This window comes from Rickettsiella endosymbiont of Xylota segnis, from assembly GCF_964019545.1.
Taxonomy (GTDB): Bacteria; Pseudomonadota; Gammaproteobacteria; order Diplorickettsiales; family Diplorickettsiaceae; genus Aquirickettsiella.
The window spans coordinates 704,523-729,607 of record NZ_OZ026451.1 but is presented as its reverse complement, the minus strand read 5'-3'; the positions used below and the strand labels follow the sequence as shown (position 1 = coordinate 729,607).

At 38.0% G+C, this 25,085-nt stretch carries 19 protein-coding genes and 1 riboswitch; of the genes, 7 read left to right on the top strand and 12 right to left on the bottom strand.

The genetic code is table 11. The features are described from left to right. Nucleotides 1–40 precede the first annotated feature (40 nt). The 10 genes from odhB to scpB form a co-directional block, all read right to left on the bottom strand. Complete coding sequence (gene odhB, locus AACL18_RS03300; RefSeq protein ID WP_339051396.1) at nucleotides 41–1,231, bottom strand: 2-oxoglutarate dehydrogenase complex dihydrolipoyllysine-residue succinyltransferase; 1,191 nt, start codon at nucleotides 1,229–1,231, stop codon at nucleotides 41–43. Between the two features lie 153 nt (nucleotides 1,232–1,384). Then, nucleotides 1,385–4,174 (bottom strand): 2-oxoglutarate dehydrogenase E1 component, encoded by a 2,790-nt coding sequence (locus tag AACL18_RS03295; RefSeq protein WP_339051394.1) that lies wholly within the window; start codon nucleotides 4,172–4,174, stop codon nucleotides 1,385–1,387. A gap of 34 nt (nucleotides 4,175–4,208) precedes the next feature. Beyond that, nucleotides 4,209–4,907, bottom strand: coding sequence for a succinate dehydrogenase iron-sulfur subunit (locus AACL18_RS03290; protein WP_422395897.1), 699 nt, complete (start codon nucleotides 4,905–4,907; stop codon nucleotides 4,209–4,211). A gap of 171 nt (nucleotides 4,908–5,078) precedes the next feature. Next, nucleotides 5,079–6,845: a succinate dehydrogenase flavoprotein subunit gene (gene sdhA / locus AACL18_RS03285; protein WP_339051393.1), complete on the bottom strand. Its 1,767-nt coding sequence runs from the start codon at nucleotides 6,843–6,845 to the stop codon at nucleotides 5,079–5,081. Then, the gene (gene sdhD / locus AACL18_RS03280) at nucleotides 6,845–7,204 is read right to left on the bottom strand and encodes a succinate dehydrogenase, hydrophobic membrane anchor protein (RefSeq protein WP_339051391.1); all 360 of its coding nucleotides are present in this window, start codon (nucleotides 7,202–7,204) and stop codon (nucleotides 6,845–6,847) included. The genes sdhA and sdhD overlap by 1 nt, the downstream gene beginning before the upstream one ends. After that, the gene (gene sdhC / locus AACL18_RS03275) at nucleotides 7,198–7,569 is read right to left on the bottom strand and encodes a succinate dehydrogenase, cytochrome b556 subunit (protein ID WP_339051389.1); all 372 of its coding nucleotides are present in this window, start codon (nucleotides 7,567–7,569) and stop codon (nucleotides 7,198–7,200) included. The genes sdhD and sdhC overlap by 7 nt, the downstream gene beginning before the upstream one ends. Before the next feature lie 591 nt (nucleotides 7,570–8,160). Then, entirely contained in the window at nucleotides 8,161–8,463 is a 303-nt protein-coding gene (locus tag AACL18_RS03270; RefSeq protein WP_339051387.1) for a hypothetical protein, read from the bottom strand. Between the two features lie 24 nt (nucleotides 8,464–8,487). Next, nucleotides 8,488–9,225: a 23S rRNA pseudouridine(2605) synthase RluB gene (gene rluB, locus AACL18_RS03265; RefSeq protein WP_339051386.1), complete on the bottom strand. Its 738-nt coding sequence runs from the start codon at nucleotides 9,223–9,225 to the stop codon at nucleotides 8,488–8,490. Between the two features lie 232 nt (nucleotides 9,226–9,457). Beyond that, nucleotides 9,458–9,994, bottom strand: coding sequence for a gamma carbonic anhydrase family protein (locus AACL18_RS03260; protein ID WP_339051384.1), 537 nt, complete (start codon nucleotides 9,992–9,994; stop codon nucleotides 9,458–9,460). A 160-nt stretch (nucleotides 9,995–10,154) separates the two neighbouring features. Next, nucleotides 10,155–10,760 (bottom strand): SMC-Scp complex subunit ScpB, encoded by a 606-nt coding sequence (gene scpB / locus AACL18_RS03255; RefSeq protein WP_339051382.1) that lies wholly within the window; start codon nucleotides 10,758–10,760, stop codon nucleotides 10,155–10,157. Between the two features lie 154 nt (nucleotides 10,761–10,914). Next, nucleotides 10,915–11,020: riboswitch (TPP riboswitch) on the top strand. On the opposite strand from scpB, the gene thiM reads away from it, so the two are divergent. From thiM to AACL18_RS03235, 4 genes are all read left to right on the top strand, one after another. Then, entirely contained in the window at nucleotides 11,012–11,866 is an 855-nt protein-coding gene (gene thiM, locus AACL18_RS03250) for a hydroxyethylthiazole kinase (protein WP_339051381.1), read from the top strand. (Overlaps the previous riboswitch by 9 nt.) A gap of 7 nt (nucleotides 11,867–11,873) precedes the next feature. Further along, the gene (gene thiD, locus AACL18_RS03245; RefSeq protein WP_339051380.1) at nucleotides 11,874–12,710 is read left to right on the top strand and encodes a bifunctional hydroxymethylpyrimidine kinase/phosphomethylpyrimidine kinase; all 837 of its coding nucleotides are present in this window, start codon (nucleotides 11,874–11,876) and stop codon (nucleotides 12,708–12,710) included. After that, complete coding sequence (locus tag AACL18_RS03240) at nucleotides 12,703–13,353, top strand: TenA family protein (RefSeq protein ID WP_339051379.1); 651 nt, start codon at nucleotides 12,703–12,705, stop codon at nucleotides 13,351–13,353. Before thiD ends, AACL18_RS03240 begins: the two co-directional genes overlap by 8 nt. 191 nt (nucleotides 13,354–13,544) lie before the next feature. Then, nucleotides 13,545–16,973, top strand: a complete 3,429-nt coding sequence (locus tag AACL18_RS03235; RefSeq protein ID WP_339051378.1) for a hypothetical protein — start codon at nucleotides 13,545–13,547, stop codon at nucleotides 16,971–16,973. Between the two features lie 22 nt (nucleotides 16,974–16,995). Here AACL18_RS03235 and AACL18_RS03230 read toward each other — a convergent pair whose 3' ends face one another. Both AACL18_RS03230 and AACL18_RS03225 read right to left on the bottom strand, forming a co-directional pair. Beyond that, nucleotides 16,996–17,412, bottom strand: a complete 417-nt coding sequence (locus AACL18_RS03230; protein ID WP_339051377.1) for a DUF4383 domain-containing protein — start codon at nucleotides 17,410–17,412, stop codon at nucleotides 16,996–16,998. Nucleotides 17,413–17,429: 17 nt separating this feature from the next. Further along, entirely contained in the window at nucleotides 17,430–17,567 is a 138-nt protein-coding gene (locus AACL18_RS03225; protein ID WP_339051376.1) for a hypothetical protein, read from the bottom strand. Nucleotides 17,568–17,965: 398 nt separating this feature from the next. Between AACL18_RS03225 and AACL18_RS03220 the strand changes: the two genes are divergently transcribed. The 3 genes from AACL18_RS03220 (at nucleotide 17,966) to AACL18_RS03210 (ending at nucleotide 24,878) form a co-directional block, all read left to right on the top strand. After that, a complete protein-coding gene (locus AACL18_RS03220; protein ID WP_339051375.1) occupies nucleotides 17,966–20,614 on the top strand; it encodes a PD-(D/E)XK nuclease family protein in 2,649 nt (882 codons plus the stop codon). Between the two features lies 1 nt (nucleotide 20,615). Then, nucleotides 20,616–24,017: a UvrD-helicase domain-containing protein gene (locus tag AACL18_RS03215; protein ID WP_339051373.1), complete on the top strand. Its 3,402-nt coding sequence runs from the start codon at nucleotides 20,616–20,618 to the stop codon at nucleotides 24,015–24,017. Between the two features lie 267 nt (nucleotides 24,018–24,284). Beyond that, complete coding sequence (locus AACL18_RS03210) at nucleotides 24,285–24,878, top strand: hypothetical protein (protein ID WP_339051372.1); 594 nt, start codon at nucleotides 24,285–24,287, stop codon at nucleotides 24,876–24,878. Nucleotides 24,879–25,085 lie beyond the last annotated feature (207 nt).

Genomic DNA, 25,085 nt, shown 5'->3' with positions numbered 1-25,085 from the left:
TGCTCGCCATTAAACTATGCTTTGTGCTATGAGATAGCGCTTATACATCAATTAACAAACGGGATGGATCTTCAAGTAACTCTTTAATGGTTTTTAAAAAGCTAACTGATTCCTTGCCGTCAATAATACGATGATCATAAGATAAAGCAACATACATCATCGGTCGAATAACCACTTGGCCATTTTCTGCCACCGGTCGTTCCTCTATTTTGTTCATTCCGAGTATCGCGCTTTGTGGTGGATTAATAATTGGAGTAGCTAAAAGCGACCCAAAAACTCCACCATTGGTAATAGTGAAAGTACCGCCGGTCATGTCTTCAATAGCAATCTGATTTTCTTTGGCTTTACGGCCATAATTGGCAATGGTTTTTTCTATATCTGCAAATGATAAACGATCCGCATCGCGCAGAATAGGAACCACTAGACCCCTATCCGTTGAAACGGCAATACCGATATCAAAATAATTATGATAAACCACATCATTACCATCAATGGACGCATTCACCGCTGGAAAACGCTTCAAGGCTTCGATAACTGCCTTGGTAAAAAAAGACATAAAACCTAAACGTGACCCATGCCTCTTTTCAAAACTATCTTTATAGAGACTGCGCAACTCCATCACTTTTTGTAAGTTAATTTCATTAAAAGTAGTTAAAATAGCCGCATTATGCTGTGCTGCCACCAGTCGCTCGGCAATACGCGCGCGTAAACGTGTCATAGGTACACGTTTTTCCACGCGTTCCGTGCTTTGATTTTGAAGACTTGACATAGCATACGCTGCGGAAGGCGTGTTAGCATTGCTTGCTGAAGTTTGCATTTCAGAACCGGATTCTTTCTTAGCAGAATAACTTTCTGGTTCCTGAATACTCCGTTTACGTCTAGAAGCAGGACCTGCCAAATTAGCACCGCTATCAACGGATATAGTTTTTTCTGCGACGGGTGCTGGTGCTGATAGAGGTGCAGAGGTTTTTTCTGTTTTCATACTAGCTTCCTTGTCAATGTCTAGATGCGCTAAAATTTCACCCGCTTTAACTAGCGTTCCCTTTTCTTTTTCAATTTTTCCCATCATACCGTCGGCGGGTGCCGGTACTTCTATAACAACTTTATCGGTTTCCAGATCGACTAAATTCTCATCCCGCATAACCTTTTCACCTGGTTTTTTATACCACTTGAGAATGGTGGCATCAGCAACCGATTCAGGTAACATTGGAACTTTTACTTCTATACTCATTCTGGATACCTCTATAAATGTACTCTTCGCACTTGAATTTTTGCTGTGTTGCCGCTCAACTCGCAATCCTCATGTATAATACACTCCGGTTGCCTCGTTTTCACGGCGCCTGGCCAAAAAATCCAATTACTGTGAGTACCATAATAATTTACCTTAGGTTAAAGCTTCTTTAACCAAAGTTTGTTGTTCTTCTGTATGCACCAAAGGTGAACCCACCGCAGGAGCGGCAGATGCGGGCCTACCCACATACCGTAGCGTTTGGATTTTTGCTAGGCACGCAACAAGTTCATGTTGGATACAATACCAAGCACCTTGATTTTTAGATTCCTCTTGGCACCATACAATATCTTTTACTTGGGAATAAGAATTTAGTACAGCACGCAACTCGGTATCTGGAAAAGGATATAATTGTTCGATGCGTATCAGTGCAATATCTTCACGTTTTTGCGTACGCCGTTGTTCGAGTAAATCATAATAAACCTTACCACTACATAAAACGACACGCTTTACTTCTTTAACGTCAACTTCACTATCCGAAATTATGGATTGCCACATACCGCTCGCTAATTCTTGCAAAGTTGATACGGCTAATTTATGGCGTAATAAACTTTTCGGTGTCATTAAAATTAAAGGTTTTCGATACAGTCGTAACATTTGTCGTCGCAAGCAATGAAAAATCTGTGCTGGTGTACTGGGTACACACACTTGCATATTATCTTGGGCGCAAAGCTGTAAGAAACGTTCTAAACGCGCTGAGGTATGTTCTGGACCGGAACCCTCGTAACCATGAGGTAAGAATAAAACTAAACCGCATAGTCTACCCCATTTTTGTTCTGAAGAACTTAAAAATTGATCAATAACAACCTGTGCACCGTTAACAAAATCACCGTATTGCGCTTCCCAAATCACTAAACTGTTTGGATTCGAAATTGCATAACCATATTCAAAGCCCATAACCGCCGCTTCTGAGAGTATCGAATCAATCACAGTAAATGCATTTGGATTTTTAGCCAACTGGGTTAGAGGTGTTATGGTTTGATTGGTATTAAAATCATGGAGCACAGCATGACGATGGAAAAAAGTGCCGCGTTCACTGTCTTGACCGGATAAACGTATTTCATAGTTCTCTTGCAATAAAGTAGCGTAAGCCATGGTTTCGGCATAGCCCCAATTTAACGGCAACTGGCCAGCCGTCATTTTGCGACGATCTTCCATAATTTTGGCAACTTGCGCTTGCAATACAAAACCTGGTGGTAAAGTTTCTAATTGCGTAGCCAATTTTTTCAATACGGATAAATCAACGGCCGTATCAACGGGTGTACGCCAATCTTGATAGCGATAAGGACGCCAATCAATACGATAAGGATTTTCGTAATCGCTAGTAAGTCGATGCACAACAGGTTGACCATTATCTAAGCGATTTCTATATTCATCGGACCATTGTTGAACTTCTTCTGCACTGACCACTCCTTGATTAATTAAGACATCGGCATACTGTTGTTTTGCGGTGGGTAATTTTTTAATGGTTTGGTAGATTAATGGTTGGGTCGCTGCGGGTTCATCGGCTTCATTATGTCCGTGACGACGATAACAAACTAAATCAATGACAACATCTTTTTTAAAGGTTTGTCGAAAATCAAACGCAAGTTGTAAGGTAAATAATACAGCTTCGGGGTCGTCACCATTAACATGAAAAATCGGTGCATCAACAATTTTAGCGGGATCGGTACAATACCAACTCGAACGTGCATTTTGTGGATCGGTGGTAAAACCGAGTTGATTATTCAGGACAATATGTAAAGTCCCACCGGTACCATAAGCTTCAGTTTGCGATAATTCAAAATTTTCCATCACAATTCCTTGACCGGAAAAAGCGGCATCACCATGGATCAGTAATGGTAATACTTGTTTTCTTCCACTATCTCGGCGACGTTCTTGGCGTGAGCGCACGGAACCTTCCACCACAGGATTAACAATTTCCAGATGTGAAGGGTTAAATGCCATAGCGACATGCATGACCCCGTGATCGGTTTTTATATCGGCGGCAAAACCCTTGTGGTATTTGACATCACCCGAACGATTTTCTTGGGTTAACTTACCGGCAAACTCTTCGAATAGTTTTGCTGGCGATTTACCTAAAATATTAATAAGTACATTTAATCTGCCACGATGCGCCATACCAATGACGATTTCTTGTACCGAAGCGGCACTTGCATGCGCGATTAACTCTTCGAGTAAAGGGATTAAACTATCTCCACCTTCCAAAGAAAAACGTTTTTGTGCAACAAATTTATTACCCAAAAATTTTTCTAAGCCATCGGCCTGAATTAAACCTTTTAAAATAGTTTTTTTTATTTGTGCTGCGAAACTCGGTTTACCCGCAACCGCTTCGATACGTTTTTGCAACCAAGTTCGTTGCCCATGATCGGTAATATGTTCATATTCAAAGCCTATACTGCGGCAATAGATCTTTTTAAGGTGAGCCAGTAAACTTTCTGCGCTAACACTTTGTAAACCGAGTAAACCATTAAGATTAACGATACGCGTTAAATCTTGCGCGTTAATATCGTGATTTTCTAAGCTTAAATCGATTATTTCACGTTTTGCAGCTAAGGCTAAGGGATCTAAGTGTGCTTGGTAATGGCCATAGCGGCGATAAGCATCAATTAAACTAAGTAGTTTATCCTGTAAATTACTGGGCTCATGAACCGTTCTTTTCTCGAGGGGTCGTTGCGCTAATTCAGTAAAATAAGAGCGAATATCAGCATGCGAAACATCATTTTCTTTATCACTGAGTTGGCTAAAATAGGTTTGCCATTCAGCACTTAGCTGACTCGGGTCATGTAGATATTGTTCATACAGAGTTTCTAAATAGGTACCATTACCACTAAAAAGATAGGAATTTTTTTGTAAGGCCTGCGCCGATTTTAATTGCTCAGTCATAATGGTTGAATTTACCCTATTGAGAATATTTTAATTACACTTCTTCTTGTAAAAGCTCAGAGCGAATATGGCCTATTGCCTTAGCCGGATTAAGTCCTTTAGGACATACCGTCGTACAATTCATAATGGTCCGACATCGAAATAAACTAAAGAGATCATTTAACTCAGCTAAACGCTGTTCTTTAGCAGCGTCGCGATTATCTACCAAAAAGCGACAAAGCCACAATAGCGCGGCGGGCCCCAAAAATTTATCAGGATTCCACCAATACGAAGGACAAGCACTGGTACAACAAGCACACAAGATGCATTCATAAAGCCCATCTAATTTTTCACGTTCTTCGGGTGATTGTAAGCGTTCTTTTGCCGGCGGTTCTTTATCGTTAATAAGATAGGGTTGAGCTTTTTCGTATTGACGAAAAAAGGGTTCCATGTCCACCACCAAATCACGTATCACGGGTAACCCTGGTAGCGGTCTTAATACAACCGGCGAGCGCAAGGATGAAACTTGCGTAATACATGCCAAACCATTTTTACCATTAATATTCATACCATCGGATCCACAAACTCCTTCACGGCAAGAACGGCGAAAGCTTAAAGTTTGATCTTGTTCCTTCAAACATTCCAAAGCTTCCAGTAACATCATGTCTTTACCCGAGGCGATCTCCAGTGTGTAATCCTGCATATAAGGTTTTTTATCGATCTCGGGATCATAACGATAAATGGAAAATTGCATAATTTAACCTAATGAATAAAATCAAACAAAAAATAATGTACACCTAGATATCTAGCTAACCTCCTTACAGAATCAGGTATTTATTTGATTTCTAAGCGGATTGGTTTTTGTAGCGGAGTGTACAAAAAAGGCAATCCAACAACGAAATCAAAAAAAGACGACGATTATGTATTAGTAGGTTCGTTCTTTAAGCTCCATGGGTGGTACTGTTAAAGGTTTCCGATTCACGGGTCTAAAATCTATCGTATCTACTTTAGAAAAATATAGTAGATGTTTTAACCAAACTTTATCATCCCGTTTTGGAAAATCTTCGCGACTATGCGCACCACGACTTTCTTCGCGAGTTAACGCCGATACCGCTGAAGCATAGGCTACTTCCATCAGATTATCGAGTTCTAAGGCTTCGATACGCGCGGTATTAAACACCTGACTATGATCAGTTAAGACAGCGTGATTTAAACGTTCCTTTAATTGTTTTAATTTAACTAAACCTTCTTCCATATATTTCGCGGTACGAAAAACCCCGAAATCGGTTTGCATCACTTTTTGCATCGCATGTCGAATCTCAACCAAACTTTCACCTTGTTTAGATTGATCCCAACGATTCAAGCGATTTAATGCCGCATCTAAATCATCTTGATTAATAGTGAGTAACGGTAAATCTTGGATTAAAGATTCGCCGACATGTAATCCAGCAGAACGACCAAATACAATTAAGTCCAGCAAAGAGTTACCACCTAATCGATTCGCACCATGCACGGAAACACAGGCACACTCTCCTGCTGCGTATAAACCTTCAACGACTTGATCTTGACCTTCAATATCCAGCGTAATCACTTGACCATGGACATTGGTGGGTATTCCGCCCATCATATAATGACAAGTTGGAACAACAGGAATAGGTGTGGTAATCGGATCCACATGCGCAAAGGTCAACGCCAATTCACGAATTCCGGGTAAACGTTTTTTAATAATCTCTGCACCGAGATGATCCAATTTTAATTTTACGTAATCGGTCCCTTCTGGATTAAATCCATTTCCAGCACGTAATTCTAATGCCATGGCACGCGCGACCACATCCCGCGAAGCTAAATCTTTTGCATGCGGCGCATAACGCTCCATAAAGCGTTCACCGTTTTTATTAATTAAATATCCACCTTCGCCACGACAACCTTCTGTCACTAAAACGCCAGCTCCAGCGATACCGGTCGGATGAAATTGCCACATTTCCATATCTTGTACTGGAAAACCCGCACGTAACACCATTCCGATACCATCACCGGTATTAATCATCGCATTGGTAGTTGATTGAAAAATTCGTCCCGCACCGCCCGTTGCTAAAATAGTTGCGCGTGTATGAAAAAAAACCACTTCACCGGTTTCGATGCACAACGCTGTGAGCCCAGCGACTTGGCCTTGTGGTGTTTTAACCAAGTCAATGGCATACCATTCATTAAAAAAATGTGTTTTGGCTTTTATGTTTTGTTGGTACAAAGTATGCAATAAAGCATGGCCGGTTCTATCGGCAGCAGCGCAGGTTCGCGCTGCTTGATCACCACCAAAATTTTTGGATTGTCCGCCAAACGGCCGTTGATAGATTTTTCCGGAGTCCATCCGTGAAAACGGTAAGCCCATATGTTCCAACTCATACACGGCTTCAGGACCGGTTTTACACATATACTCAATACTATCTTGGTCACCTAAATAATCTGAACCTTTCACCGTATCGTACATGTGCCAACGCCAATCATCTTCATGCGCATTACCTAAGGCACAGGTAATCCCACCTTGTGCTGAAACCGTGTGCGAACGCGTTGGAAATACTTTAGAAATTAATGCAACTTTCTGACCAGAATGCGCTAATTGCAATGCCGCGCGCATTCCTGCGCCACCCGCACCCACAATCACGGCATCAAATATATAAGTAGGCAAGGCCATTAGATTGTGCCCCAAAAAATAACTAAACCCCAGACAAAATAGAGGAATAGCGCAATGATAATAATAAGTTGAGTGATTAAACGTAAACTCGCTGATTTAATATAATCCGTCACTATCGTCCATAGGCCAATCCAGGCATGCCAAAATAAACTCAATAAAAATAAGCTACTGAACAAACGCATACCTATATGACTAAATAAGTTCTGCCAGGTGACATAATCTAATGGTTGATGACAAAGAATAAATCCCAATAAAAAAATAATATAGGCTGCCAAAATCACTGAGGTGGTACGCTGGATTAACCAATCACGTAATCCATTACCGCTAAGACTGGTTACATTAGTTAATTTTTTTACCATATATAAATTCCCATCAGACCGGTCATACCTATCGCCAATACAATAACCAAGCTAGCACTAAAGCGCGCGGACTTTAATTCTTCTGCAACGCCCGCATCCATCAACAAATGACGAACACCGGCTAATAAATGATAAAAAAGCGCAAATAAAAAGCCCAAGATGAGCAATTTAGTGACAGGATGCGCAAAACAGGTATGCACGGTAAAAAAAGCCTCTGGGCTATGTAAGCTAAGCGACAGGATGGCTAAAAAGATTGGGATCATTAAAAATAAGAAAAAACCAGAGATTCGATGCAAAATGGATACGATTGCCGTGATAGGAAAGCGAATTGTCAATAAGTTAAGATTAATCGGTCGTTTACTCACAAATTGTAAGCCTTTTAATGAAACAGGGTAAAAAGACTGGGCGATTATACGCTTAATTAACAGACAAATACAAATAAGTTGTACTTTTTTCTAGCACTTGAATGACAACACCTTCATTAACAATGAGTACTAATTATGGTCATTTGAATTAACATTCTTTCAGGCGTAAGTTGTTTAATGACAAAATAATAAATCAATTTTTAAGGAGTATAAATGGCTACCCTTAGACTAAATACTTAGAAGATCTATTATCCCATTTAGAAAGGCGTTCTAATAATCGGACCAAAAATGAAAGCTTTTGATGATTTTTTTTACATGGCATGCAGATTATAACAACTATCCAATAGGAAATTTCAATTTATCCGTTTCTGAGTTTAACAAACAAAAGTCTTGTCTCGCTTCGATTACCAATAATCAAAAAATAATTTCTTTGCTAAACTTCTGCGCAGAAATATATATCTGCTGATTTCACTTCGTTACTACGCCCAGCAACTGGGATATAAGCATTTAGATGCGTATCCCAACGCCTTCCTAATATTTCCACACCAGGTCGTTATCCAAAAATCACTATTATTGTTGACGCGTGTACGGCTAGCACGCATACCAACCTAAAATAGCCGCATCGTTATTAATCCAACGATAACCTAAGCCTAAATCTGTCAGCCATTGTTGATCACTACCATAAGCAGCTTGTGGATTCACATAGAAATTGTGGGTTTCATTGCCATCGAGTGACAACATTAAATCCGCTGACCCTACTGTATAAACACCGGTATAGGCATTCGCAGAAAATCGTGGGGCTAAGGAATCAGCTAAGCCATTAGTCGTATAGATACAGATAAGTGTGATTAAATAGTATTTTAACCAACGAATCCTGTTGCAATCCTTTTGCATGATCTGTTCCTTTAAATTCGCAACTCAATCTAAACTTACCAAGCGAGCTAACTTTTGACTCTCGTCAGTTTTTAATTCGCGGCTTTGCCCTCTGCTCAAATCTTCTGGCAAGCTCACATTACCAAAGCGCACGCGCAGCAAACGACTAACACTAACACCTTGCGATTCCCATAAGCGTCTAACTTCTCGATTGCGCCCTTCTTTAAGTACTACATGATACCAATGATTGGCACCCGATCCGCCACGCTCTTCGATATGCGTAAATGCCGCCATGCCATCCTCTAACTTCACCCCTTTTCTTAAACGCTGCAAAATTTTCTCATCAACTTTACCTATTACACGCACGGCGTACTCTCGTTCAATTTCGTAAGAAGGATGTGATAGACGATGCGCTAATTCACCATCATTGGTGAAAATTAATAAACCTAAGGTGTTAATATCTAAACGACCAATCATTATCCAACGTTGACCACGTAACGGTGGTAAATGTTCAAATACAGTCGGCCGTCGCTCAGGATCCGAGCGTGCACAAATCTCACCTTCAGGTTTATGATAGATCAATATGCGTCGTTTAAAATCGGACGTTGGTAGGAGCGGAATTGGCTTACCGTCTATAAAAATTTTTGCAGTCAAATCAATTCTATCACCGAGCTTGGCAGGCTGCTGATTTATACGAATTCGACCTTCGCGGATCCAACGTTCTATTTCGCGACGTGAACCGATACCTAAATTAGCCAATATTTTTTGTATTTTTTCATTCATAAGAAACAAAGCCGGTTAATTCTCTCATATTATGCTAAATTAAAAATCCCCGCTGATATTTTTTTTCTCTTGCTACATTTTTTTCCAATTGTGATTTAATGATATACTTAAAAGGATACTTTTCAGGATGAAAAGTTTGATACAGGAGCAATATGTTAGCGAGAATTTTTATTGCAGTATTATTAATACTCACTGCGGTAAGCACTTATACACAAACCCACCATACTAAAATTTATTCGCAAGTTTTCGGATCAAATCGTTTAAGTCCTTTTTGATAACGATGAATCTTTTCTGAATAATGTTGCGCATACCATTGCATATCAGCTATTTGACGGGCAGATAATGGCTTTATTTTACCAGGAGACCCCATCACCAAAGAACCATCCGGAATATACTGATTTTCTAATACCATGGCATTCGCAGCAATCAAACAATGCTTACCTATCACTGCGTTATTCAATATTTTTGCGCCAATCGCTATAACGGAATAATCACCCACCGCTCGCGCATGCACCATGGCATGATGGGCAATTGTTACATAACTACCAATTTGCATTGGCATATCTGGATCGGTATGTAACACCGCAGCATCTTGAATATTGGTATTTTCGCCAATTTCTATCACAGTATTATCGGCACGGACTACCGCTTGCGGTAAAATAATGACCTGATTATGGATAATCACGGCGCCAATCACATCAGCGCTTTCCGCAATAAAAATATCTTTACCTAATAGCGTTGGAGTTTTATCTTCAAAAGAATAGAGCACTTGCTTAACCTTGCTAATAGACTTGGTTTCATTGTTAAACGTTAGTCTACGATCCTCATTTACTCAGATAAAACACCAGTCCTCGACTATCGTTCCCTCAAACTTAAGTCTATCACTGGATTATACAGCAATCTAATTAAAGCATTTAAAAATTATTAATTTAATTTTGTAGGGTATCAAGCGCAGTATCATTCGTTTCACTCGTTTCATTATCAGCAGACAAAGAAATCTCTAACGGTTCTGTCAGTTGCGGCAAAGGAAAAGGCGGCAAATCTGCTAATTCTTTTAAACCAAAATGATCAAGAAATAATCTCGAGGTTGCATAAAGATTAGGTCGTCCAGGGACTTCACGTTGCCCAACCACTTGTATCCATTCTTGTTCCAACAAGGTTTTAACAATATTTGGATTTACTGACACACCGCGTATCGCTTCAATGTCCCCGCGCGTCACGGGTTGTTTGTACGCAATAATACTGAGGGTTTCCAAGAAAGCACGTGAATAACGCGCTGATTTTTCCGGCCAGAGTCGTTTAACCCAGGCATTGAGTGCACTAGCCGTTTGAAAACAATAACCACTAGCTAGTTGCTTTAACTGAATTCCGCGATCTTGATAATCTTCGCTTAATTCCAACAGAATTTTCTTAAGATTTGATTTAGTCGGCTGTTCTTCCGGGCTGAATAAATCTAATAAACGCTCGATACTCACCGGTTCACCGGCGGCAAGAATAGCGGCTTCACATATCGATTTTAGCGTTTGATTTTCCATACCCAAACTATAGCAGTAAACTGCCCATCATGGCGAGCAAATGCTGTGAGCGTGCATCTGCAATTGCATGTAGTATTAGTGTATTGTTATGCACTACTCGCTGGCATTGGCTAAGAAAAGTCGTTGATCTGACCCATTAATTCCTGTCTAATAGTAGCAACTCCAGGGGTGCTTTTTTTAAAGGCTGAGAGAATGTTCCCATTCAACCCTCATAACCTGATCGGGCTAAGACCTGCGTAGGAAGAAGTACATTGAAAACAAAAAATTATTCAGTTAAAAGCGCCCCCCTCTCTAATATCAATGCATTTACCTTAGAATCGCTATACCATGACGTGGATTTAATCCGTCAAATCCATCCGTTAATCCACAATATCACTAATTTAGTCGTTATGCCGACTACAGCTAATTTTTTACTCGCATTAGGGGCGGCACCGATTATGGCGCATGCCCAAGAGGAATTAGTAGAAATTATTCAATTAGCACAAGCCTTAGTCATTAATATCGGTACTCCTGATGAAACGTGGTTGACTGCCATAAAACAAGCCCAACACGCTGCTTTAAAACGTAATATCCCTATCGTCTTCGATCCGGTCGGCGCCGGTGCCAGCCGGTACCGCACGCAGGCATCCTTAACTATTATACAAAGAGGTATCGATGTCATCCGTGGTAATGCTTCAGAAATTATGGCTTTGTTAGATACCTCCATCACCACTAAAGGTGTCGATTCAACACAAATCAGTAGTCATGCCCTTGCATCTGCGCAAACCTTAGCTGAACAACACCGATGCATCGTGGTCGTCAGTGGCCAAATTGATTTTATCGTCAGTGCCACACAAACAATCACCTTAAACTATGGCACACCCTTACTTACTAAAGTGGTAGGTATGGGATGTTCATTAACCGCTATGATTGCCAGTTTTTTAGCAATTAATCCGGAAAGATTCAATGCTTGTGTTCATGCCATGGCTTGGATGGGATTAGTTAGCGAATATGCAGAAAAAAAATCCACAGGTCCTGGCAGCTTTTATTCTCAACTACTCGATAGCCTCTATTCAGTACAAAAGAATGATTTACAAGTCTTCCTTAAATCTAAAATTCCTGTATGAACATCTTATGTCAATCTATAACGAAGCATTAACCAGTGTCGTCAGTATTGCAGGTACGGACCCCTCCGGTGGCGCCGGCATACAAGCAGATATCAAAGCGATTTCAGCCACGGGTAGTTATGCTGCCAGCATCATTACCGTCTTAGTTGCGCAAAACACATTATCTGTCACTGCCATACAAGAAATTCCATTAGTGTTTATTCAACAGCAAATCGATGCTGTCTTTACTGATTTATCCATCGGCGCGGTTAAACTCGGTATGCTTTATCATGAAGAGATTATCCATTTAGTCGCTATAAATTTAAAAAAATATAAACCTCCATTTGTAGTGCTTGACCCGGTCATGATTTCTCAAACCGGTCATACTTTATTAAAACCTCAAGCGATACAAGCATTAGTGGATGTTTTATTCCCATTAGCGACATTGATTACACCCAATATTCCAGAAGCCGAAGCTATTTTACAACTTAACATTAATGATCATCGCAGTATGCAAGACGCCGCCACCTTACTCGCGACACGTTATAAAACTTCGATACTGCTTAAAGGTGGTCATTTAAAAACCACGTATTCGCCGGATATTTTTTATGATTATCCGCAAAAAAAAATATACTGTTTTGATAGCTTGCGCATAGACACTAAAAATACACATGGCACCGGTTGTACATTATCTGCAGCAATCGCTTCTTATTTAGCACAAGGCGAGAGTTTATTTAGCGCCATTACTCAAGCAAAACATTATTTGACTGAATGCATTTTAGCCGCAAAAAATTTAAAACTAGGTCATGGTCAAGGTCCAGTCCATCATTTTTATTTTTTAAATAAGGTAAAACAACATGTTTAATGAACTTAAAATTTCTGTTGCGGATGTCATGCCTAAAATTTATCTGCACCCTTTTAATCAAGAACTGGCCCAGGGTACTTTAGCTATCGAAACATTTACCTTTTACTTAAATCAAGATGCTTTATATCTTGCAGATTTTTCAAAAGCACTCGCGCTTACTGCGACACGATTACCACATGATCGGCAAAGTGAATTATTTATTCAATTTGCCATGAATGCACTCAAAGCCGAACGTGATCTGCATAATACTATTCTAAAAAAATATACTTCTACAACCTTTACAACCCATAAACAAAGTCCTTTTTGTTTTATGTATACCAATTATTTATTACGTATGGCAAGTACAGCGCCTGTAGAAGAAGCGGTAGCAAGTTTATTACCTTGCTTTTGGGTTTATCAACAAGTAGGACAACGTGCCTATAATAAAAAAATTCCCAATAACCCTTATCAAGCATGGATAGATTTATATGCGAGTGATGAGTTTAACCACTCCGTGGATTTAGTCATAGCCACTGTCAATGAACTTGCAGAACATGCAAGCATCTATTGCAAACAAAATATGTTAAGCGCTTTTAGATTAGCTACCTTGTGTGAATGGCAATTTTGGCAAGGCGCTTACTCACAACAAACCTGGCCAACTTAAAATAAATATAAAATTATTTAACCTTCGCTTTTTATTTTAATAAAAAAAAATTAAATTATTTTATATTTAATCTTAATGCTATTGTGAATACAAAATTGAACTGATATTCTTATTTTTATTTACTATCAAGTCATACATAATAAAGTCTATTTAAATAATAAATTTTTATTAATAATAGAGAGGGATATTAAATGTTAAATGAATACCAAATGGACCCTGCCCTTAATAAAAATCTTGTTTTTGCTTACCAACCGCCCCCAACTATAGAGACTTCAACATTACCAACTTTAGCTAAAAATTGGTTAGATGATTTACAAAGAATTGTTTGTACCACAAATAATAAATTACCAAACAACTGTTTTGCTAAGCATTTGGGCGAAACTTCCGAGTATCGCGCCAAAATTATATTATTAGAACAATTACAACTTATTTATCACCGCTTAATAGGGAATTTAGACACAGAACTAGGCAAACTCTCAGCAGACCATCGCCATGGTTTAATTGACAAATTAACCGAAGAGATTAAAGAGTGCACTGAAGGTTTTCATAACCGTGTAAACATTATTGTTGATTCATTTCATAAACCGCGAAATTTAGCCGAATTACTTTATATCGTGCGCTATCGATTGGTCCAAGAAATCGCTACCCAATTAACCGACGAAGTTCATGCCTGGAATGGTGTGAGTGTTATTGCAGCCATTGATGGTATAGGCATAAAGCCTAATTTTCCTGATGATACCTACTCGGGTGCTTTATCTAAGAATTCGATTCGACGCACATTACAACAAGCATTTTCTAAAAAATTTACTCCTTTTAACTTACCTTGCTTTTTAATTGCAGTCTTCATTGATTTCATTCCAGAATTAGAGATTGAAAAGAATGATGAAAACGGTATATGTTTACAAACGCAACAAAAAATAACTGAATTGATCAAGCGTTTTTTACCTAACTATATCAACGAAAAACCTGAGGATGAAAATAATTGGAAAAACTATTTTACAGTATCTTGCAACGAAAAAAATTCTTTAGTTTTTATTTTTGATAATGTTAATTGGGCTAAAATGTATCAATCTTTTTATCGTGCTTTATGCGATCAAAATTATTTGAAAAACCCTCAAATAAATACGTTACTTGATAGTGCTTATCGAAATTTATTTTTAGAAAAAAAACAGTTTAGGGTCCCGACAGAAGTTATTTCTAACTTGTTCGAAAAAGAAGACTATTCTGATTTACTAACGCAACTCGTTGAATTAAAAACGAGATTCCCCATATATTATAAAAGAATTAGTAAAAATAAAGTTTTTATTAAAAATGGCTTACCATTCATTAATTACTTATCAAGTCAATTAAAAATTAGTAAAGAATATTCTGAAGAAATCATGGAAGGGTTTCATTTAGTCATCCGTTTAGATTTACGTCGTAAAAATTTTCTTATTGAAAAAATAGCTGACACCTTTCTAGTAAAAAATCAAAACGGTTTTAATCTCTTGATGCTAGGCGCACTGAATAATCTGGACTTAGTAAAGGATATCTTAGCTTTCCTTAAAACGCATGAAACGATTGTTAATTCTGAAATAGCTGAAAAAATGCTTTTAATGAAAAATAGCGATCATTGCAATGCACTAATGATAGCCGCGAACAAACAAGCAGAAGCGATAATCACTATTTTAAGCTTTTTAACAACGCATATTGGTCGTTTTGCAAATGATACTGTGCGTAAGTTATTTACACAGCAACAAAAAAAAGATAGTGATACGGCGGTAACCTTAACTGTACGCAATAATCCCGATATGCTCAATAAGGTTCTAACATTCATAACCGACAATATGACCATCGATGGAGAAATTTTACATAAAGTTTTATTTCCCGAACAGGCCAATGGCACTTGTAATGCTTTGATGCTAGCGTTGAAAAATCAAGCCGATACAGCAGTTTCTATTCTAAAATTTATATCTGAAAATATCAAAAGTTTTGATCCTGAAATTTTAAGAAAAATGTTTTTAGAAAAGGACGAAAATGGTTTTACTATTTTAATGTTGGCTATTCGCTATCATCCTAACGTTTTACCCAACTTGCTTAAATTACTTAATGATCACAAAGTTTTTTTGCGCAAAGAATATCTAACTACATTATTTTTAGAAAAAAATTTATTAAATTACAATTTTTTAATGTTAGCAACAGAATATCAACCGGAATCGGTATCCATTATTTTACAGTTTATTCAAAATAAACAGAAAATTTTCAATCCCTATCTAGAAGAAATATTATTCAATAAAAATCAAAAGGGTTGTAATAGTTTGATGCTTTCCCGTCATCATCCAATAGCCATGACACCCCTCATAGATTTTATTCATCAACTACCCAAAGGCGTATTATCGCTCACTCTAGAAAAAATATTTTTAGAGAAAAATAACTTTGGTTTAACTTTTTTTATGTTATTAGCCAAGGACAAATCTCATTCTTTAAAGCTAGTATTGGAATTTATTGAAAAACATCCAGATCTTTTTACTCAAGAAAATTTGTTTAAATTGATCTTAGAAAAAAGTGAACAAGAATACAACTCCTTCATGTTAGCGGCACGTAATCAATATGATGGCGTAGATCATATACTAAATTTTATTCAAAAAAATCCTAAAATTTTTTCACCTGAGTTTCTTAATAAATTGATTCTTGCTCATGATCCAAACAAATGTAATACATTAATGATTGCTGCCACTTATCGGCCTAAAGTGGTTGAGTTGCTGTTGACATTTTTAGCTGATAATATTGCTCCTGGACCTATTAGTATTGACACCATAAAAGAGTTTGTTTTTAAAAAAATTCACGATAAACAAGCATCCAATGCGATATTTTTTGGTGGCCGTTATGATTACTATAAAAGTGTCTTGTCAGTCACCTCGCAACTAGAAGATCAAACACCTGTCAATGCCCTGCTAAAGTTTATCGACGATCATATTGAATCTTTTGGAATCCAAGTCCTTATTGATTTGTTAAGAGAACAAGATGCTCAAGATAACTATATTTTTCGCCCCACTTGTTCTAGATATCCCTTTCCCTTGAAAAAAACTTTAAATTTTCTCGCTAATTCTATAAATAATGAAAACTTAATCCCCATACAGGACTTAGCAGCTTATTTTATATTTGAACAAATTGCACTTTGGCCAATAAAAACTGTCGAAGACCATGCGTTGTTAGATAAAATTATATCAAATTGTTCAGCGCTATTATTGATTTATTTTAATAAAGACTATTTTGCCGAAAATCCTAGTAATTTAAAACTTGTGACCGATAAATTATTTCATTGTTATTTAAATGAACTTGAAGATCGAAAAATCAAAAAAATAACCTATACGACTAAATTTTCCTTTTTCAAATGGCGATATTCTACGGAACAAAAACTAGAGGCGGCCCAAGCCTTAGAAAAAGTCTTAGATACAAAAGATTTCGTTACCGGGGTGGACTTATTTGAACTCAAACTTCAATATTCTGCCCTAACGGCGGGTAGACTCGGTAATTTATTTACAGCTTACCAAGAAATTGACCTACTCGAAGCTGAGAGTTTTGTTGAATCTGATTTGAAAAACAATGCTATCAGTTCAGAAATGCGTGCGGTGGCTTAATTTTAATTTCTCGAAAGTTCCATTAATGTGCATAAGAACGAGGCAGTTTACTGGTAAAACCCAAATACAACGCAATAATAGCAGTCAGAAGATAAAAGAAACTATCTGAAATATTGATATGTACTAGCCTCAAATCGCCATTCATGGCGAAACCCCAAATCGCAATAGCAGCAAAGATTATACCAAAAAATTTAAAATACAAACGCGCATAAAACATTGATCCGCTAGCGGATAAAGCCAGCAAACCGATTAGAATATAGAAAATACTTAATAAAATCCCAACCGTAAAAAAGTTGAACAACACATGGTTAGGTGTAATAGGTGGAATAAAGCCCAATATGCCTAAAAGAATAAAAACAATAGCAAAAATTAAGGCCATTCCTCTTAAGAACACGCTGAAAACTCCTTTACAACGTTTGGCTTTCGCTACCGAAGTCACGAGTATACCGCTCTTACTTAAAAATGTGTATCTTTCAAACTCCAGGTGAGCGGTATCCCGCCTATATGACTGGCTCGAGCTAAGCTCGGGTTCAGCCATTCAAACAGAGAATCGCGCTTCTCCTCTTGAAAATCTCCATCGCGAGATGAAAACACGCTCGATGCTCTCGCATCGTGATGTGCAGTGAGTATAGAATACTTATAGAAATTAGCAAATAGATTCCGCGTCTTTGAAAAGTTGTCGCTTGTGTATAAAAATGTTTAATTATTAGGCATTAGGATGACAAATTCATGTTTACCCACAGATTCTGTGAATAACTTTGTGGACAGAGTTGGGGGAAGCTACTAAAAACCTTGATTTATAAGTCATCGTTACAATTTGTACAAGCTTTAAACAAAAGATAAAAAACTCCTTTTTTCAAATAGTTAGCTCCTGTCAATCAGAAAATTATATTTAATGCTGTTAAGATTACATAGAATAAATTAAATTAAGCCGACTTGTGCAAAAGTCCTGTACTTTCTTAGCTAAACTTAGCGTTGTCAATAGGTAGTCTATGGAAATTTATAACAAACTTTTCAAGCAGTTAAATCCAGAGGATCTATTATTGACGGGTAATAAACGCATAATTCCTTTTTTACATAAAGCTTATGCACAATATCAACAAACGCAAAAAAAACGTGTTTGGTGCACACCACAAATTTTTACTTTCACACGATGGTTAGAAATACTTTGGGAAAAACAATTCATCGAACAAAAGGGTTTTCCTTTGCGTTTACTCAACAAGCTACAAGAATGTCTAATATGGAAAACCATTATTCAGCAATCTTTTTATTCTTTTTTAGGTAACGCGGATACCGCCAAAAATGCTCAGCAAGCTTGGCAATTACTTCAACAAGCGCAACTTGATTATCAAACAACGCATTTTAAACAAAGCAATGAAACTGAAACCTGGCAAACCTGGGCCACTGATTTCGTAAGCTTTTGCCAAGACCATGCTTATGTTGATTTATCCAGTGCACTCAATCATTTAATTCTTTTATTCAACAAGAAAATTTTAAAACCTCCCTCACGTATTTTTTTAATTGGCTTTAATGAAATAAATCCACAATATAAAAAACTACTCAGCGTCTTAGAAGAACAGCACTGTCAACTTTATTATTTCGCACCGGTTCATTTACAAACAAAACAACACCGTCTGTGTTTAACAGACAAAGAAACTGAATCCCAACAAATGGCACTTTGGGCCTATCAATCCTGGCAACTAGGAGCAAAAAATATCGCCTGTGTGATTCCAAATCTAGTCGAGCAACGCACACAGTTACTCAACACCTTTACTGATGTATTCAGCGAATTAGCGCCGAACAATGTGAATCCTCCCCCTTTTAACATCGCTGCAGGTAATGGTTTGTTAGAATTTCCTTTAATTCAAACAGCAATGCTTATTCTTAGCTTAGACGAGATCAATTCATTTCAGCAAATTAATCAGTTATTACTCACACCTTACTTAGGAGGTTCGCAACAAGAACAAGCATCACGTACACAGCTTGATATCACCTTACGTAATACTGCGGAAAATAGATTGAGCTTAGAACAGCTGCTTAAAGTAAGCTATCAACACGCTTGTCCGCTGTTAAGTAATTTAATTAGCAACCTAAGTCATTTAATAAAAAAATATTCTGTTAATTTTTTAGCAAAACCTAGTTTTTGGTCAAAATATTTTGCTAGTAAGCTTCTCGCTTTAGCATGGCCTGGCGAACGTTCTTTAATCAGTAGTGAATTTCAATTGTTGGAATGCTGGTCAGAATTACTAACAGAACTGGCTAGTTTAGATTTTATTCTTGGTGACCTTTCGCAAACGCAAGCATTACAACAATTACATGAATTACTTAGCAATTCCATATTCCAAACCAAAACCTTGCATGAACCTCCAATCCAAATATTGGGTTTACTGGATAGCGCCGGTATGTATTTTGATAGTTTATGGGTAATGGGACTTGACGATAGAACTTGGCCAGCCGCCGCACAACCTAATCCATTTATTCCTTATGCTTTGCAGCGTATATACCAAATCCCTTACGCCTCGAACGAACGAGAATATTATTTTGCTTCCTTGCTAACGAAAAACTTAATTGGCTGCACAAAAAACATTATTTTCAGTTATCCGGAACAGCATTTGGATCAGATTTTACGTCCCAGTGTCTTAATTAAAACTTTACCAGAAATCAAATTAAGCGATCTGAAACTCCCTTTGTATCAACCTTTAGCAAAAAAAATAATGCACTTACAACAATGGGAATATTATACGGATGAAACACTAGCATTTTCTCCGGAAGAAAGTTTTAGTGCGGGCACACAACTTTTACAATCGCAAGCGGCATGCCCATTTCAAGCCTATGCACGCTGGCGTTTGCAAGCGCAGTTTCATTCTTTTCCGCAAAACGGACTCAACGCCCGCGATCGTGGCATACTATTACATCAGGTGTTAGAAAAATTTTGGAATGAAGTAAAGGATCAAAAAACCTTATTAGCACAAACACCGAGTGCTTTGGATCAACTCATTAATGCCGCTATTGATCATAGCTTAGGTTTATTTAGTAAAAAACGGCCGATGGTTTTTAAAACTCATTTTATCGACATCGAGCGCCGTCGTTTGCAAACTTTATTTAAAAATATCGTCGCTTTAGAAAAACAACGCCCGGTTTTTATACAAACGCAACATGAAACAAAAAGACAACTCACGCTTGCTAAAGTATCTCTGACACTAAGGATTGATCGTATCGATCACCTTAACGCAACAAACAGCATGATTATTGATTACAAAACCGGTATACCCGGTAAAATAGATTGGCTAGAAGAACGCTGTGATTATCCACAATTACCGTTGTATTGCTTAAGCTATCCGGAAACGGTACGCAGCTTTGCCATCATGCATCTACGCAGTAATAAGGTTACGCTTCAGGGCTTAAGCGCAGAAGAAACTGCTATGCAGCAACTTATACCCTTAAAAAAATTAAAAACCTCACAGAACCTAAGTCAATGGTCGGATCTTCTTAAGCATTGGCAAACTTCTTTGGAAAAACTCGCTATAGAATTCCAACACGGTGTTGCTGATGTCAATCCGAAACACGGTCCTAGCACCTGTCGACAGTGCGATCTGCAATTGCTCTGTCGTGTTAATCACTTACAAATTACACAGGCATAATATGAGGTCTCCATCACAACACTTAGCCGATGCCAAACAACGCCAGCAAGCACTCGATCCCAAGCAATCATTTATTGTGCAAGCACCTGCCGGCTCTGGAAAAACAGAATTACTAGTACGTCGTTATCTAGTGTTGCTAACCTGCGTCGCTGTACCAGAAGCCATTATCGCCATTACTTTCACACGTAAAGCCGCTAACGAAATGCGTTTACGCCTCATGCAGGCCTTAGAACTCGCGCTAAACACTGCAACGCCTACTGGCAAAGATACCGAACGTTATTATTTGGCCAAAAAAGTGTTAACACAGGATCTCGCTTTAGGCTGGAATTTATTAAGCAATCCCAATCGACTGCGTATACTTACCATCGATAGTTTTTGCCTATCCTTAATCAGACAAATGCCTTTACTCGCAGGATTAGGTGAAAAATTAATGCCGGTTGATCATCCTGAGTATTTATATCGTTTAGCGATACAAGAACTACTCAAGCAGCTCGAAGAACCATTGCCCTGGCAAGCCGCATTAAGTCATTTGTTGAGTCATTTAGATAATGATTTTCAACGTGTAGAAAATTTATTTATTCCCATGTTGGCTCGACGCGAACAATGGTTGGACTATTTGCTGCAACACCAACAACATTTACGCGAAGATTTAGAACACACTTTATTTAACATTAATCAAGTATTAGTCGAAAAATTAAATCGTTTAATTAGCCAAGACACCGCCAAAGAACTTTTTCAGGTTCTAAATTTTTCCTTACAGCAGCGCCTGCGAATACCTTTAGTCCAGCATGATGATTTAAACTTTTGGCAAGCAGTGAGTCAGTTATTGCTAACTGAATCGAATACTTGGCGCAAACAACTACGAAAAACTGAAGGTTTTGCTGCTGCCAATGAAATAAAAAATAAAGCGGCACAGGCAGAGATTCAAACACTAAAAAAACAATGTTTGAAGTTAATTGACCATTTAAGTCAACAAGATTTAGTACAAGAAACCTTAATCGCTTTAAAACAAGCACCGCCTTTGCATTATACCGAGTCACAATGGCAAATTCTCAAGTCACTCTTTGAATTATTACCGGTATTGGTTGCCCATTTAAAAATTATTTTCCAACAACAACAAAAAGTCGATTACACCGAAATCTTACTCGCAGCTAGCGCTGCCTTAGGTCAGACCGAGAATCCCAGTGATTTAGCACTCGCCTTAGACTATCAAATCCAACATCTACTTGTGGATGAATTTCAAGATACTTCCAATACACAATTGAACTTAATCGAAAAATTAACCGCCGGTTGGCAAAATCAAGAAGGTCGAAGTTTATTTTTAGTCGGTGATCCCATGCAATCCATCTATCGATTTCGCAAAGCCGAAGTCGGTTTATTTTTACAGGTGCAACATTACGGTATTGGCACGATGCAACTGCAAGCTTTAAGTTTGTCAGTTAATTTTCGTTCTACACCTGGCATTATCGATTGGGTGAATCAACAGTTTAGCCAATTACTGCCAAACACTCAGGACCTACAACACGGCACTATTTGTTTCTCTCCTGCAAGCGCTTACTCGCAAGCACAACAAAGTCACGCTGCCGTTTGTAGCTACTGGCAGCAAGCAGATGATGCAGTCTTAGCAGAATCCGCAGAAGCCGAGCAGATCATAAAAATTATTCAAAAAATTCAGCGTAAAGATAGCCAAGCTTCTATTGTAGTTTTAGTCCGTGCACGTAGTCATTTAAGCAGTATTTTACCGGCCTTGCAGCGCGCGGCGATTGCTTATCAAGCCGTAGAGATTGATAGTCTCGCCAAAAAATCAGCGGTGCGCGATCTATTAGCCTTAACCCGTGCGCTACATCACTTAGGGGATAGGATCGCTTGGCTCGCCTTATTACGCTCACCTTATTGTGGTTTGTCGTTAAACGATCTATACCAAATTACACAATGGTATGATGATGATGAAAAAAAAACATCGCTCAGTATTTGGCAACAGCTACAGCAGTTTGAAGAAATTCCACTCAGAGCAGACACTAAACAACGTTTACGTCGCATCATGCCCATTTTACAACAAAGTTTGCAACAACAAGGTCGACTTTCTTTGTCCTTATGGGTCAAACAAACCTGGTTAGCCTTAGGCGGACCGACCACCTTGTCAAGCTGGGAGGAAATGGATCATATCCATACGTATTTAAATTTTCTAGAAAATAAAATTAAACAGGAAGGCGCAGCATTGGATTTTTTTAAACTAGAAGATGAGTTAAGTCATATTTATACTCAAACCACTTCTGCCATCTCTGCACACCCTGTCGACGTCATGACCATCCATAAAGCCAAAGGTTTAGAATATGATCATGTCATCTTACCCGGCTTGCATCGGCGTGGTCGCCCTCTGCAATCTCCATTATTATTATCGAGTGAGAAAATCTTTGCACAACAAAAAAAAGATTTTTTATTGGCGCCGATTAAAGCCAGTCATGAAGAACAAGATTTAATTTATGATTATCTTTTTAGTGAAGAAAAGCAAAAAAATGCAGCTGAGTTAATCCGCTTATTATATGTCGCTTGCACGCGTGCCAAGCAATCCTTACATTTACTAGGCACATTAATTCGCGATGCCTCGGGAGAACTTAAATCCCCTGCTCCACATTCATTATTAAGTCATTTATGGCCAGTTATGGATATCCAACCAGAGCAGATTGTAGTCCATGCATCAGCAAAAAATACGCTAGCCATACGCACACAAAGTTTATTAAAACGTTTACCGGCAGATTGGCAATCTATTCCGCATCAATGTGTGACATCTTCCGAGATAAAATCTCAAGTGTACTCTTATCATTGGCAATTGCATCCCGAGCGGATATTAGGAACAGTAATCCATCGTTTACTGTATCAAATCAGTCAAGATGGTTTTCAGCAATGGAATAAAGAAAAAATACGCTCTGTACAAGCCATGTTAATCGGATTATTGGCACAAAACGGATTGCTTGCAGAGCAAATACCACAAGCCTTAGCGAAGCTGAATGCCTGTTTAGAAAAAACCTTAGCCGATCCCCGTGGACGTTGGATATTGAGCCAGCAACATCAGGCTGCACAATCAGAATATGCCATCACTGCCCTACTCAACGACAAGTTACAAAATTGTGTCATCGATCGAACTTTTATCGATCCCGTTACAAGTATTCGTTGGGTTATTGATTATAAAACCTCCGACTATCAAGGCAATAAACCTGAAGAATTTTTAAAAACCGCCATGCAACAACATCAACAACAATTGAATAACTATGCACAGGCATTGTTGTTAGATACGCAACAAACCGTACGCTGTGGTTTGTATTTCCCACTCACCTCACTCTGGTGTGAATGGAAATTTATTGAAACATCTATGACTGAATCAATCGAGCATTTTAAAGTCTGATGAATAAGGGGAGAGGAAGTAAACAGCATTTAAATTAATAAATTTTTTTAAAGTGATTGAGAATAAGTTTCGCAGATAAAATCAAAGCCATAACCAAAGAAATTATTTTGCAAACGGCTTTCTTAATACTGACTTAATAAATATCCGGTAATCTTCTAATTTATTTGAATGTAGGAGGAATATTTTTTCATTCATTAGTAATAAACCGTTTTACTAATAACAACGAATGTATCCTGTTCGTTAAATCCATTCAACCTGGAATCCATCATGCCTAGACAAACAATATCAAGAAAAAAATTCCAAGAAATCGCTGAAAATAATCCCACAAAAGAACGTATCCAAGAGTTAATACAGCTAACTCCCGTCATGGAAGCAAGTGCGAAAATTGATGAAAATAAGGGGGTTGTTGCCAGACTGAAACGAACAGCGCAGCGGGCTTTACAATTATTACATCTTGCAACGGGAGCTACAATATCTCTATTTTTTATAATTCCATTAGTGCTTATCATAGTCGTACCGATTCTAGTGCTTTCTTTAACATTCGCTATGGTGTGTTTACCTATTGTTCTGCTTAGTACACCGTTTATTTGGTTTTTTGCTTCAAAAAATAAAACAACTAAACAAAAAAATTCTGACACGCTAGCGAATGAAACAGCATTACTCTGTACACTTCAAGAAGCATCAAATAATAGAAATGATAGAAACGAAAAAGTCATTGGCAAGGAAAATTCTAATGATAATAATACCAACGCCCCAGTATCTCCAATAAACTACTCATTATTCTTCGATGAAAAAAATACACAATTACCTAATAGCATTCAAGATCAACACGCAAGTGCTTCCATAAGCAAATCACCCTAATAATAGAATAAAACATATTCATTCCCACTCTGGTGTGAGTGGGAGTTTACTGAAAGATTGGCGGCTAAACTATATCTATTTAATGAACTACTATGATGTTATTCTTGGTGTTGCAAAAATTTTTTATTTAAAAATTCCATTAATTTTTTAAAAACCAAAACCAATTGCTAGTCTGAGACCTTTATTTTCTTTTCACTAACAATATTT

Excerpts from the sequence above, each read along its gene's own strand:
- odhB (WP_339051396.1), bottom strand. The coding sequence starts at position 1,231 with ATGAGTATAGAAGTAAAAGTTCCAATGTTACCTGAATCGGTTGCTGAT.
- AACL18_RS03295 (WP_339051394.1), bottom strand. The coding sequence starts at position 4,174 with ATGACTGAGCAATTAAAATCGGCGCAGGCCTTACAAAAAAATTCCTAT.
- AACL18_RS03290 (WP_422395897.1), bottom strand. The coding sequence starts at position 4,907 with ATGCAATTTTCCATTTATCGTTATGATCCCGAGATCGATAAAAAACCT.
- sdhA (WP_339051393.1), bottom strand. The coding sequence starts at position 6,845 with ATGGCCTTGCCTACTTATATATTTGATGCCGTGATTGTGGGTGCGGGT.
- sdhD (WP_339051391.1), bottom strand. The coding sequence starts at position 7,204 with ATGGTAAAAAAATTAACTAATGTAACCAGTCTTAGCGGTAATGGATTA.
- AACL18_RS03270 (WP_339051387.1), bottom strand. The coding sequence starts at position 8,463 with ATGCAAAAGGATTGCAACAGGATTCGTTGGTTAAAATACTATTTAATC.
- rluB (WP_339051386.1), bottom strand. The coding sequence starts at position 9,225 with ATGAATGAAAAAATACAAAAAATATTGGCTAATTTAGGTATCGGTTCA.
- scpB (WP_339051382.1), bottom strand. The coding sequence starts at position 10,760 with ATGGAAAATCAAACGCTAAAATCGATATGTGAAGCCGCTATTCTTGCC.
- thiD (WP_339051380.1), top strand. The coding sequence starts at position 11,874 with ATGTCAATCTATAACGAAGCATTAACCAGTGTCGTCAGTATTGCAGGT.
- AACL18_RS03240 (WP_339051379.1), top strand. The coding sequence starts at position 12,703 with ATGTTTAATGAACTTAAAATTTCTGTTGCGGATGTCATGCCTAAAATT.
- AACL18_RS03235 (WP_339051378.1), top strand. The coding sequence starts at position 13,545 with ATGTTAAATGAATACCAAATGGACCCTGCCCTTAATAAAAATCTTGTT.
- AACL18_RS03220 (WP_339051375.1), top strand. The coding sequence starts at position 17,966 with ATGGAAATTTATAACAAACTTTTCAAGCAGTTAAATCCAGAGGATCTA.
- AACL18_RS03215 (WP_339051373.1), top strand. The coding sequence starts at position 20,616 with ATGAGGTCTCCATCACAACACTTAGCCGATGCCAAACAACGCCAGCAA.
- AACL18_RS03210 (WP_339051372.1), top strand. The coding sequence starts at position 24,285 with ATGCCTAGACAAACAATATCAAGAAAAAAATTCCAAGAAATCGCTGAA.